This is a genomic window from Psychromonas sp., assembly GCF_983033635.1.
In genome coordinates this window covers 1-12,237 of record NZ_CEZLMY010000009.1, presented here as the reverse complement: position 1 = coordinate 12,237, position 12,237 = coordinate 1, and the positions used below count along the sequence as shown (strand labels likewise).

The 12,237-nt window shown below is 40.3% G+C and carries 11 protein-coding genes; 6 read left to right on the top strand and 5 right to left on the bottom strand.

Going from position 1 to position 12,237, the window contains the following annotated elements:
* Positions 1-322: 322 nt before the first annotated feature.
* From argF to arcC, 3 genes are all read right to left on the bottom strand, one after another.
* Positions 323-1,369 (bottom strand): ornithine carbamoyltransferase, encoded by a 1,047-nt coding sequence (argF, locus tag AC4GME_RS02230; protein WP_490376430.1) that lies wholly within the window; start codon positions 1,367-1,369, stop codon positions 323-325.
* A 220-nt stretch (positions 1,370-1,589) separates the two neighbouring features.
* Positions 1,590-2,201, bottom strand: a complete 612-nt coding sequence (locus tag AC4GME_RS02225) for a TetR/AcrR family transcriptional regulator (protein ID WP_490376429.1) — start codon at positions 2,199-2,201, stop codon at positions 1,590-1,592.
* A 35-nt stretch (positions 2,202-2,236) separates the two neighbouring features.
* Positions 2,237-3,202: a carbamate kinase gene (gene arcC / locus AC4GME_RS02220; RefSeq protein ID WP_490376428.1), complete on the bottom strand. Its 966-nt coding sequence runs from the start codon at positions 3,200-3,202 to the stop codon at positions 2,237-2,239.
* Between the two features lie 219 nt (positions 3,203-3,421).
* Here arcC and AC4GME_RS02215 point away from each other — a divergent pair, with 219 nt between their 5' ends.
* The 3 genes from AC4GME_RS02215 (at position 3,422) to AC4GME_RS02205 (ending at position 6,511) form a co-directional block, all read left to right on the top strand.
* A complete protein-coding gene (locus AC4GME_RS02215; RefSeq protein ID WP_490378968.1) occupies positions 3,422-4,861 on the top strand; it encodes an APC family permease in 1,440 nt (479 codons plus the stop codon).
* Positions 4,862-4,882: 21 nt separating this feature from the next.
* Complete coding sequence (aguA, locus tag AC4GME_RS02210) at positions 4,883-5,974, top strand: agmatine deiminase (protein WP_490376426.1); 1,092 nt, start codon at positions 4,883-4,885, stop codon at positions 5,972-5,974.
* 267 nt (positions 5,975-6,241) lie between these two features.
* Entirely contained in the window at positions 6,242-6,511 is a 270-nt protein-coding gene (locus AC4GME_RS02205; protein WP_490376438.1) for an agmatine deiminase family protein, read from the top strand.
* Positions 6,512-6,578: 67 nt separating this feature from the next.
* Here AC4GME_RS02205 and AC4GME_RS02200 read toward each other — a convergent pair whose 3' ends face one another.
* Positions 6,579-7,484, bottom strand: a complete 906-nt coding sequence (locus AC4GME_RS02200) for a Ppx/GppA phosphatase family protein (protein WP_490376425.1) — start codon at positions 7,482-7,484, stop codon at positions 6,579-6,581.
* A 4-nt stretch (positions 7,485-7,488) separates the two neighbouring features.
* Positions 7,489-8,745 (bottom strand): ATP-dependent RNA helicase RhlB, encoded by a 1,257-nt coding sequence (gene rhlB, locus AC4GME_RS02195; RefSeq protein ID WP_490376424.1) that lies wholly within the window; start codon positions 8,743-8,745, stop codon positions 7,489-7,491.
* Between the two features lie 122 nt (positions 8,746-8,867).
* Between rhlB and trxA the strand changes: the two genes are divergently transcribed.
* The 3 genes from trxA to ubiD all read left to right on the top strand — a co-directional run bounded on the left by trxA (position 8,868) and on the right by ubiD (position 12,163).
* Positions 8,868-9,194: a thioredoxin TrxA gene (gene trxA / locus AC4GME_RS02190; protein WP_490376423.1), complete on the top strand. Its 327-nt coding sequence runs from the start codon at positions 8,868-8,870 to the stop codon at positions 9,192-9,194.
* 152 nt (positions 9,195-9,346) lie between these two features.
* Positions 9,347-10,615, top strand: coding sequence for a transcription termination factor Rho (gene rho / locus AC4GME_RS02185; protein ID WP_490376422.1), 1,269 nt, complete (start codon positions 9,347-9,349; stop codon positions 10,613-10,615).
* 78 nt (positions 10,616-10,693) lie between these two features.
* Positions 10,694-12,163: a 4-hydroxy-3-polyprenylbenzoate decarboxylase gene (gene ubiD, locus AC4GME_RS02180; protein WP_490376421.1), complete on the top strand. Its 1,470-nt coding sequence runs from the start codon at positions 10,694-10,696 to the stop codon at positions 12,161-12,163.
* Positions 12,164-12,237: the final 74 nt, after the last annotated feature.

The window sequence follows — 12,237 nt, the reverse complement described above, 5'->3', positions numbered from 1 at the left end:
GTGTAAAAGTCTATTTCTCCTTTAACTAGATATGCCATAACGCTAAGGCGCTTTAACCCCATTATAGTGAGAGGCAAAAGGCAAGACGCGGCCCCATTGAACTTTTGAACTGAGTAACTATTTTTTAGATCATATATTTGTGCCTTTTTACTAAGGCACTAAACTGTTTATATTATTAAGCGTCAATAAACCTAAAAAATAAGATATTCATCTATAGTGATAAGTGATTTGAGTGAATACTAATGCTATACCCATTCTGCCTCAAGATACTAATTCAGAGGTGATTTGGGATCTTGAGGTAAATTGGGTATAACCTTATAATTTATAAATTATTTAAAAACCCTTCAATTCGACTTTTATGAGCCGCAAGCGTTTCTGCTGAAGGCTCGATATTATGTTTGTGAGTAAAGTAGACCAATATTGCCATCTGTGCCGTCAGACGATTTTCGGCTTCATCGAAGATGATTGAATTAGGCGACTCCATGACTTCACGACTGCATTCGCGCTGATCATTAGCCGGTAAGCAGTGCATAAACATGGCGTTAGGACCAGCCTTGGCCATTAAATATTCGCTGACGACATAATCAGGGATGAAAGTAGCAAGACGTATCTCTTTTTCATCTTCCTGACCAAACCAGTAGAAACTGTCTGCAATAACGATATCGCAACCTGCAACTTGTTCAGTATCTTCCGTAATAATAAGCTCCCCGCCGGAAGTTTCGCAGTTTGTTACAGCAATATTCAGCCACTCCTGAGGTGCTTTAAAGCGCTCCGGACAGATATGTTTAAAGGTCATTCCAAATTTAGTACAGGCAAACATTAATGAAGAGGTTACATTTGTTGCATCCCCGACAAAAGCGACAGTCAAATCACTGAGTTCTTTACCCGCAGGCAAATGCTCCTGCATAGTAAACAGATCCGCCATAATCTGCGTCGGATGTAACCAGTCGCACAAACCGTTAACCACCGGAACACTTGCATATTCAGCTAAGCCGGCGACGGTTTTGTGGTCATCTACACGCGCCATAATAATATCAACCATTCTTGACAGTACTCGGGCTGTATCTTGCAAAGATTCTTTTGCGCCTAAATGAATATCTTTTGGAGACAGAAACAGGCCGTGTCCGCCTAATAGCGTAGCCGCTGTTTCAAAAGAGACGCGCGTGCGGGTCGACGGCTGTTCAAATATCATCGCTACCGATTTGCCTTTAAATAACTGCGGCAGAGCATTATCTTTACGTGCCTGTTTTAACATTGCCATCAGTTCTAAAATGTCTGTTAATTCTTTTTTTGTAAAATCCTGCGTTTTTAAAAAATGTTTTAGATCTGTTTTATTAAGTTCGGTTGCACTTGAAGAAGGTAATTTCATAATATGTTCCTATACACTGATTAAAAGACGAATATTTATTAGAAATTATTGCCGCGATATTTATCGGACAACAGATTAAAAAATTAATCAGAATCACCATTTAAAACGGATTTAATACATTGATTAAGAGCATAAACTGCAGCGTTAAATCAGTGCTGATCTGCTAATGAATCCTGATCGTTAAAACTCAAAATTAAAAAACACAAAATAGGTATAACGGTTAGTCCTGTTTTACTTTCGCTAGAACGTTAGGAAGATAAACGCCCAGGTAAGCCTCGGTTAAAATAATTGCTTCGCGTGCCATCTCCTTGGGAATACTGCCGAATTCGCAGTAATTCATGGAATAAACTTTATCTGCGACCTGCAGGGCAATGGCGAATATATTTACATCATCAGGAAGCTGAGGAAGTATGAAATAACGCCTGTAGATCTGTTCAACTTTTACAGCAAGAATTAAGTCGTTATCGACATCTGCATGGCGTACCGAATTATAAATATGCTGGCCTAGTAATATTTTCTGGGCAAGGGGATTTTCTGAGTAATAGCGAACAAAACCCTCTTCAATCATTTTGTTTATATCTTTCCAGTGACTGATATTTTCAGGCACAATAGCTGTCTCTAATACCCTTTCAAAATCTAAGAAAACATCTTCTAACAGTTTATATATTAATGCTTCCATATCCGGGTAATGGTGATAGATTGTTGACGTTGCAATTGATGCTTCTTTGGCGACGTCATACATTGATATATTGATTAAATTTTGTTCGGTGACTAATTTTCTGGCTGCATTATGTATACGCTCCAGTTTTTCTTCAGTCTTTTCTTTTCTCATTATCAAATCCCGTTAAAATAAAAACACACCATATATCAATAAGCTATTTGAGTTTGAGTAACTAAGCCAGCTTCTGCTGTTAATGGTAATTTAAATCGAATATGCGTACCGGATTCTTTATTCATAATCTCAAATGCTCGATGTAATGAGCCGATATGACCGTTGCCCTGAGTTTCCTGCACAAAATCACAACAAGCATCAACTTTCGGTCCCATAGAGCCCGGTGGAAATGTATATTTACCAATTTCCTCAACACTGATATCAAAGAGAGGCCGTTCATCAGGCGTGCCCCAGTCCAGGCATACATTTTCACCGTCAGTTAAGATTAAAAAGTCTTTAGCATTTAACTGTTTTGCTAAAACAGAAGCAGCCAGATCTTTATCAATGACGGCTTCAACACCTAAAACTTCACTTCCTTTTTTAATAACCGGAGAGCCACCGCCGCCGCAGCAGATGACCACATGGCCTGCATTGAGCAGTGCATTAATTGCATCCAACTGGACAATTCTCTGCGGTATGGGAGATGCGACAACTCTTCGCCAGTGTTCTCCATCGGGTTTAATATCCCAGCCGAACTTTTCCGCATTACTTAATGCCTCGCTTTTCTCATATACGGGGCCGATAAATTTACACTGGTTTTTGAAGGCAGGATCATCGCCGTCCACTTCAATTTGAGTGAGCACCGTGCTGATATGGACATTCGGCAGAACTCTCTGAAGTCCCTGCTCCATCAGGTAACCAATCATGCCCTGTGTTTCGGCTCCCAGCACATCAAGAGGATAAGGTGGAGTTTCTTTAAAGGTTAAGTTCTGCAATGACAGTAATCCGACCTGAGGTCCATTACCATGTACAATAACCAGTCGATAATTTTCATTTAGCTTTGCTAAGGCCGAGGTCGTTTTAGCAATATTCTTTATCTGATTAGCACAGCTCATCTCCTCTCCTCTTTTAAGAAGAGCATTGCCGCCGATGGCAACCACTAATATTGGTTTACTATTCATGTTTCACTCCGTTAATTAAACAATCATATTGGCTGGACTAATAAACTACCTTCGATCGCCCTGTCAGTTATTTGATGAGAATCAATTTTCTTCTTTCGCTGTCCAAAAGGGCTATATTTCGGACACTGCCTCACGATTATTCCTGTCTAACTTTCATAAATGTCGATAAGTGATTCTGATAACAATTCATGATCTGTAATTCTGATTAAATGGGTATAAATGCAATCCCCCTTAACTCTATTTGGAGAAAAAGATATGGACACAAAAGCATCAACAGGAAAAATGGGAGTCACCAGTCTCGCTTTATTTAGCCTCTGCGCTGTCATCGTGCTGGATACATTGACCGCTTCAGCATCAATCGGCGTCAGTGCGGTGGGGTGGTGGCTGTTAACTTTTGTTATTTTTGTTATTCCTTACGGATTAATCACTTCTGAATTAAGTACAACTTACCCGGGTGACGGCGGTATTTATGACTGGGTTAAACAGGCTTTCGGTTATAAATGGGCTGTCAGAACTACCTGGTTTTACTGGATCAACGTGGGTTTATGGATGCCGGCTGTTTACATCATGTTTGCCGGCATGTTTGCTGAACTGTTTATGCCGGATCTCTCTATTTTCTGGCAGATCTGTATTTGTATCTTATTAACCTGGCTGACGGTTTGGTTATGTAATATCTCAGTCGATGTCGGCGTCTGGATCACCAGTGTCGGGGCCGTTCTTAAAGTTATCGTTATTCTGGTGCTTGGTTTTGGCGGTTTCTTTTATGCTGTAAAACATGGTGTTGCGAATGAGTTCAGTTTTTCAGCTATGCTGCCCTCCTTAGATACCGGGGCTGCTTTTCTGCCTGCACTGATTTTTAACTTAATGGGCTTTGAACTGGCCGCCACAATGACTAAAGAGATGAAAGACGTTAAAGATATGCCTAAAGCGATCTTTTTAGCTGCCGGTATTACCGCATTTTTATACTTGTTCGGAACTATCGGTATATTGATGGCACTTCCCGTTGAAAATATCGGATTAGTTGCCGGTATTACCGACACACTAAAAACATTGTTCGGAGACAGTGCATTCGGTCAGTTTATGGTGTTTGCAATAGGAATAATGGTGCTGCTGAGTTTCATCGGCAATATGGTCACCTGGACCATGGGAGCGAGCCGGGCTGCTGCTGAAGCCGCCAGTGAAGGGGAGCTTCCTGCTGTCGTCGGGCAAATGTCAGAAAAATATAATACGCCGGTCGGCGCAAATAATATTACCGGTATGGTTTCTACCGTTGTCATTCTTGCTTATGCCGTTTTCGCACAAAACAGCGATCAGTTGTTCTGGTCTGTCTTTGCATTCTCCAGCTGTATTTTCCTTCTGCCTTACCTGTTTATGTTTCCATCATATTTAAAATTGCGCATTTCTGACGGTCAGCGTGAACGACCATTCTGCGTTCCGGGCGGTATCAAAACACAATGGCTGTTATCTGTGATCTGTTTCCTGGTCATTGTTCAGGCTGTAATACTGTTTATCTTCCCGGATCTTATGTCTCTGTCAGTCGACTGGAGCTACAGCGCGCCGGTATTTATCGGTGTGCTTATCACTGTTGCTATCGGTGAGTACTTATTAGTTCAGGCGACCAGTAAAAAGCAGTTCGAACTGCAAAGCCAAGTGAATTAAAACTTTCGGAGGATAAATAACATGAGTACACAACTGAAAAGCACACCATTAAATGACGGTTTTAGAATGCCGGCTGAACATGAACCTCATGCCGGAATTTGGATGGCCTGGCCGGAGAGATCGGATAATTGGAGATACGGAGGAAAACCTGCTCAAAAGGCATTCGTTAATGTGGCAAAAGCCATTTCAAAAACAACTAAGGTAACTATGGTGGCGGGCTCTGAGCAGTATGAAAATGCCCGTGCGCAGCTGCCTGAAAATATTCAGCTGATTGAAATGAGTACGGATGATTCCTGGATGCGCGATATCGGACCTTCCTATGTGGTCAATAATAAAGGTATCCGGCGTGGTGTTGACTGGAAATTTAATGCCTGGGGAGGCCTGGTTGACGGATTGTACTTTCCCTGGAATAAGGATGATGCTGTCGCTCAAAAAGTGTGTGAAGTGTTAATTGATGACAGTTATCGCGCTCCTATCGTATTAGAAGGAGGCTCGATTCATGTCGATGGTGAAGGTACTTTATATACGACTGAAGAGTGTCTGCTCCATCCTAGTAGAAATCCTGAATTAACAAAAAATGAGATTGAACAAGTGTTAAAACAATACCTTGCCATAGAAAAGGTTATCTGGCTTCCTCTGGGGCTGTATAATGATGAAACCAACGGTCATGTTGATAATTTAATGCATGTTGTTGCGCCGGGTGAGGTTGTACTTACCTGGTGTGATGATCCGGATGATCCTCAATATGCGATATCAAGAAAAGTACAGCAGGCTTTATCTGCTCAGTCCGATGCAAAGGGCAGAGATATTATCATTCATAAGCTACCGATGCCGGGACCGCTGTATATTACCGACGAAGAGGCGTGTGGTGTTGACATTTGTGATGGTATGGCAAGAGAGCCCGGTGAGCGTTTAGCCGGATCCTATGCAAATTATCTTATTTCCAATAAGCACATTATTTTTCCCCTTCTGGATGAAAAAACGGATCAACAGGCGCAGGAGATATTAGCCGGACTTTATCCCGAATATCAGCTTACCGGCGTGGATGCGCGGGAAATCCTGTTAGGCGGGGGGAATATTCATTGTATAACTCAGCAGATCCCTGCTGTATAAAACAAGAGCCTTAGTTAATTTCATAAGCTGAGGCTCTTTTCCTTCAAAACAGTGCTGCCGATCGTTTATGCAGAGCGGCGGGGTACTATCAACTTAACAACTGCTCTACCAATTCTGCGATAATATTCTGAGTTTTCGAGTTATCGAAGAATTGCTTGCAGCTAAAGGTGCCACTGCAAGTTATGAAACTATCCGCCAATGATGTAAAAAGTATGACTCAAGCTATTGTAAGCAGATAAAAAAGAACCGAGGGCAACTCGGTGAAACCTGGTAGTTGGGAACCTTGAAAAGCTGGACAGCCATACCTTTTTGTGGCCGGAGAGATCGGATAATTGGAGATTCGGAGGAAAACCTGCTCAAAAGGTATTCGTTAATGTGGCAAAAGCCATTTCAAAAACAACTAAGGTAACTATAGTGGCGGGCTCTGAGCAGTATGAAAATGCCTATCGTTTTATTGTGGTGATATTATCAAAATGCCTATCGATATCAGCGCAGTGCCGGCCCGTATCTAACTGCATGTTTATTTGTAATGATTAGGGAGTTGGAGCCTTCTAGCCTGGCAGGTTTTGCAGGTTTTGCATGGTTAAATTAAATCTATATCTGCCTAATTATCTGCAAATAAAATACTAATTAACCCTTCTCGCAATGCGCCTTTTGAGCGTTTTAAAGATGTGATATTTAGCGATTCAAACAGGGCTATCAGTATTGCGAGACCACTTGCAAATACGGGGACTCTTGAAGGCTTTAATCCATCAATATCTAATGAACTAATATCCTTACAGTTGATGCACATCTGTTTAATTTGATTTAATAAATCAAGCGTCAGTTGTTTACTTATCTGTTGCTTATTATTGATCTCTTGCACTGCTTGGATTGTGCCTGAAGCACCCATTGTTAGAGTCCAGCCTTGCTCCGTATAGTTTTTTATTTGCGGGGCTATGACTGTTTTTGCCATATTAACTGCATTATTGAAATTGTCATGATCAAGCTTTTGATCTGCAAAGTATTTATTTAACCAGGTCACACAGCCCATATTTAAACTTTGTGCTAGCAACACCTTGTTGCCTTTACCTATGATTAATTCTGTACTTGCGCCACCTATATCGATAACCAGTAATTGTTCGCTGATCTTATCTGTAAAAGCGACACCACGATAAATAGTTTTAGCTTCTTCAATACCCGAAATTAGTTTAATAGGGAGTTGAAGGATTGTTTGTGCTTGGTCTATGAATATCTGTTTGTTTTTAGCCATGCGCAGTGCAGCAGTTGCAGTGACCAAAATTTTACAGGGTTGTAATTTATTTAATTCATCTCTGAATTCTTGTAAGCAAGACCAGCCATTTTCCATTGTGTCGCTTGTTAAATTCTGCTGCTTATCTAATCCGGCAGCAAGTCTGACTTTTTGTTTTTTTTTAGAAAAAACACTAAAACCATTATCGGTTTTTTGTACCGTTAGCATATGGAAACTATTGGAGCCAAGGTCAATAATGGTATAGTGATTTTCGCACATAATATTAGCGCTTGTGGCTGCGGTGATAATTATCTTTGCGATTATTTGGGTGTGCTTTGTACTTGGTTACTTTCATAACAGGCAAAGAATCAAGCAGTGCATCTTTATCATATTCACTTACGGTAATAGGATGTTTAATGTACTCTTCAATTGCAGGTAAGTTAAAGACGTACTTTTCACATGCTAAACTTATTGCTAACCCTTTTTCACCTGCACGACCCGTTCGACCTATGCGATGCACGTAATCTTCACAATCATCCGGCAGATCAAAGTTAAAGACATGCGATACTTTGGGAATGTGCAAACCACGGGCAGCAACATCGGTTGCGATTAAGATATCAATTTCACCTTGGGTAAATTGCTCTAATATTTTAATGCGTTTATTTTGTGGGACATCACCAGTTAGCAGACCTGCACGTAAACCGTCACCAGCAAGATAACCCCATACCTTTTCACAAGTATGCTTTGTATTAGCAAAAACGATGGCTTTATCTGGCCACTCATCTTCTATTAAGGTAAGTAAAAGAAGCATCTTATCTTCATTAGAAGGATAAAACAGTTCTTCAGTGATATTGACTGATGTCATGATCTCTGGTTCTATTTGAATATGTTCAGGATCATTCATATGTTCAAAAGCGAGCTCTTGTACTTTATGTGACAAGGTTGCAGAGAACAGCATGTTTAAGCGGCTACTTGCCTCTGGCATACGTCTAAACATATAACGGATATCTTTGATAAAACCAAGATCAAACATACGATCGGCTTCATCGAGTACAACACTTTGTATTGATCCAAGGTCAATAACACCTTGTTTGATAAAATCAATAATTCGACCTGTTGTACCAATTAATATATCAACACCTTTTTCTAGTTTAGTGTGTTGAATTTCAACTTTCTCGCCCCCATATGCTAACCCAAGGCGTAAGTTAGATGCTTTAGCAAGTATTATTGCATCTTTATGAATTTGAATTGCAAGTTCACGTGTCGGCGCTAAAATGATAGCCCGAGGTTGATTCTTACGGCGATTCTCAGGTTGTGCATTACTTAACAAGTGATGAAATACAGCGGGTAAAAACGCAAGTGTTTTACCTGTTCCTGTTTGCGCTTGTCCTGCTATATCTTTCCCTGTTAGGGTGATAGGCAAAGACAATGCTTGAATAGGAGTACAGTATTCATAGCCTTGTGATGTTAAACCTGAAATTAGACTTTCCTGAAGAGGAAGGTCTGCAAATTTTATTTGAGTTAGGTGTGTTTTATTCATTTGCAAATCATAGCAGTTTATACTTGCAATAAGTATTGAGATCGATTCAAATATCAAAAATTAATTTTAATATATTCGTGTTATAGTATTTATTTACTAGCCAATTCTTTCTGGAGAGAAAAATGAGCGATAGTATCGTAACTTTAAGTGATGCAAGTTTTGATCAAGATGTAGTTAATGCTGAAGGCCCTGTTTTAGTTGATTTTTGGGCTGAATGGTGTGGACCTTGTAAAATGATTGCACCAATTCTTAGCGAAGTTGCTACTGAATACGCAGGTAAAGTTACAATTGGTAAACTAAACATTGACCAAAATAGCGGTACACCGCCTAAGTTTGGTATCCGTGGTATCCCAACATTATTATTATTTAAAGATGGTAAAGTTGCCGCGACTAAAGTTGGAGCGCTTTCAAAAGCTCAACTTGTTGAATTTTTAGATGCTAATATCTAATAATTCACATCAGATTGGACAAGTTGTGATCCACAGCACGTCCAATCTGGACTAATATTAATTTTAGTGCTATCTTTACGCTCAAATTATGAGCAAATGAATTCTCAAATTCAACTATTCACTCACTTCAAATCTGTACACCTATATAACTTATGAATCTAACCGAACTAAAAGACACACCTGTTTCTGAACTTGTTAAACTTGGCGAATCAATGAAGCTAGAAAACTTAGCTCGCTTAAGAAAACAAGACATTATTTTTGCAATTCTAAAAGCCCATGCTAAAAGCGGCGAAGATATTTTTGGTGCTGGTGTACTTGAAATATTACAAGATGGCTTTGGCTTTTTACGAAGTTCCGATAGCTCATACCTTGCTGGTCCTGATGATATTTACATTTCACCAAGTCAGATTCGTCGTTTTAACCTGCGTACTGGCGATAGTGTTGAAGGTAAAATCCGTCCGCCAAAAGATGGCGAGCGTTATTTCGCTCTACTAAAAATTAATCAAGTTAATTTCAATAAGCCAGAAAACTCCCGCAATAAGATCCTTTTCGAAAACTTAACTCCAATCCATCCCGATGAGCGTTTCCGCTTAGAAAATGGTAATGGTAGTACTGAAGATATCACTGCGCGAATTTTGGATTTAGTTTCACCCATTGGTAGAGGACAACGTGGCTTGATTGTTGCGCCACCAAAAGCGGGTAAAACGATGCTGCTGCAAAATATTGCACAGAGCCTAAGCCTTAATTATCCAGATGCCGTACTTATTGTTTTATTGATTGATGAACGCCCTGAAGAGGTGACTGAAATGCGTCGCTTAGTGCGTGGAGAGGTGGTCGCTTCAACATTTGACGAGCCTGCAAGCCGTCACGTACAAGTTGCTGAAATGGTAATTGAGAAAGCGAAACGTCTGGTTGAGCATAAAAAAGATGTGGTTATCTTGCTTGACTCGATTACCCGTTTGGCACGTGCCTACAATACGGTTGTTCCGAGTTCTGGCAAAGTATTAACTGGTGGTGTGGATGCAAACGCATTACATCGTCCGAAACGCTTTTTTGGTGCCGCGCGTAATGTTGAAGAGGGTGGCAGTTTAACTATTCTGGCAACGGCATTGATTGATACCGGCTCTAAAATGGATGAAGTTATCTACGAAGAGTTTAAAGGTACAGGTAACTCGGAAATTCACTTAAACCGTAAACTTGCAGAAAAACGTGTCTACCCGGCGATTGATATTACCCGCTCAGGTACTCGTCGTGAAGAGTTGCTGACTAAAGCTGATGAATTACAACGTATGTGGATTTTACGTAAGATTGTTCATCCTATGGGTGAAATTGGTGCCACTGAGTTTATGATTGATAAACTTGGTTTAAGTAAAACCAACGATGATTTTTTTACTGCAATGAAAAACCAGAAAGCAAAATAAGCACTTTGGTTATTCAATAAAATGATACAACGCTACTTTTGGTAGCGTTTTTTTTCACTATTTTTTAGCAGGACAGTTATGAAATTTGATGACTTACGTGACTTTATTTCTCAACTTGAAGAAAAAGGTTTATTAAAACGTATTAGCCAAGAAATTGATCCTAATTTAGAGATGACTGAAATCTCCGATCGTACACTTCGTGCTGGCGGTCCTGCGCTTTTATTTGAAAACCCAAAAGGTTATGACACCCCCGTACTGACCAATCTATTTGGTACAACACAACGTGTGGCGTTAGCTATGGGTAAAGATAATGTAGAAGCATTAAAAGAGGTGGGGCAGTGGTTAGCTTATCTAAAAGAGCCTGAGCCACCAAAGGGAATTAAGTCATTATGGGAAAAATTGCCCATATTTAAACAAGTTTTAAATATGCCCACCAAAAAAGTGCGTAACCCTGAGTGTCAGCAGGTGATTATGCAGGGGGACGATGTTGATTTAACAAAGTTACCTGTAATGACCTGTTGGCCTGGTGATGTTGCACCTTTAATTACTTGGGGTTTAACCATTACTCAAGGTCCTTATAAAAAACGCCAGAACTTAGGGATTTACCGTCAGCAGTTACTGGGTAAAAACAAAATAATTATGCGTTGGTTATCTCACCGTGGTGGTGCGATTGATTATCGAGAGTGGCAAGAGGTTAATCCCGGTAAACCTTTTCCAGTTTCTGTTGCATTAGGTGCCGATCCAGCGACTATCTTAGGCGCTGTAACACCGATTCCTGATACCTTATCTGAATATGCTTTTGCGGGTTTATTACGTGGTTCGCGTACAAAAGTAGCAAAGAGCCTGAGTAATAATTTAGATGTACCTGCATCCGCTGAAATTATTCTTGAAGGTTACTTGCAGCCAGGAGAAGAAGCACCGGAAGGTCCATATGGTGATCATACTGGTTATTATAATGAGGTAGATGATTTTCAGGTGATGACTGTTACCCATGTTACTCATCGTGAAAATCCTATTTATCACAGCACTTATACGGGTCGACCGCCCGATGAGCCTGCGATTTTAGGGGTGGCACTCAATGAAGTGTTTGTGCCTATTTTACAAAAACAGTTTCCTGAAATTATCGATTTTTATTTGCCGCCAGAAGGGTGCTCATACCGTATGGCGGTTGTTTCTATTAAAAAAAGTTATCCCGGGCATGCTAAACGTGTGATGTTAGGGATTTGGTCTTTTTTACGTCAATTTATGTATACCAAATTTATTATTGTTTGTGATGACGATGTTAATGTACGTGATTGGAATGATGTGATTTGGGCAATTACCACCCGTATGGATCCTGCTAGAGATACCACTATGGTTGAAAATACCCCTATCGATTATTTAGATTTTGCTTCGCCAGTCTCGGGGTTAGGCTCAAAGATGGGACTCGACGCAACCAATAAATGGCCGGGAGAAACCGATCGAGAATGGGGCGTACCGATCGTTATGGATAAAAAAGTGCAAGAAAAAATTGATGACCTTTGGCAAGAATTAGATATCCTGTCATAATTGTTGCTGTTTTGTTAAATATATACCCATGTTACTTCAAGATGCAAAATCAGCAAGCCAAATTGTACTTAGAT

Excerpts from the sequence above, each read along its gene's own strand:
- AC4GME_RS02200 (WP_490376425.1), bottom strand. The coding sequence starts at position 7,484 with ATGTGCGAAAATCACTATACCATTATTGACCTTGGCTCCAATAGTTTC.
- argF (WP_490376430.1), bottom strand. The coding sequence starts at position 1,369 with ATGAAATTACCTTCTTCAAGTGCAACCGAACTTAATAAAACAGATCTA.
- arcC (WP_490376428.1), bottom strand. The coding sequence starts at position 3,202 with ATGAATAGTAAACCAATATTAGTGGTTGCCATCGGCGGCAATGCTCTT.
- aguA (WP_490376426.1), top strand. The coding sequence starts at position 4,883 with ATGAGTACACAACTGAAAAGCACACCATTAAATGACGGTTTTAGAATG.
- trxA (WP_490376423.1), top strand. The coding sequence starts at position 8,868 with ATGAGCGATAGTATCGTAACTTTAAGTGATGCAAGTTTTGATCAAGAT.
- AC4GME_RS02225 (WP_490376429.1), bottom strand. The coding sequence starts at position 2,201 with ATGAGAAAAGAAAAGACTGAAGAAAAACTGGAGCGTATACATAATGCA.
- ubiD (WP_490376421.1), top strand. The coding sequence starts at position 10,694 with ATGAAATTTGATGACTTACGTGACTTTATTTCTCAACTTGAAGAAAAA.
- AC4GME_RS02215 (WP_490378968.1), top strand. The coding sequence starts at position 3,422 with ATGCAATCCCCCTTAACTCTATTTGGAGAAAAAGATATGGACACAAAA.
- rho (WP_490376422.1), top strand. The coding sequence starts at position 9,347 with ATGAATCTAACCGAACTAAAAGACACACCTGTTTCTGAACTTGTTAAA.
- rhlB (WP_490376424.1), bottom strand. The coding sequence starts at position 8,745 with ATGAATAAAACACACCTAACTCAAATAAAATTTGCAGACCTTCCTCTT.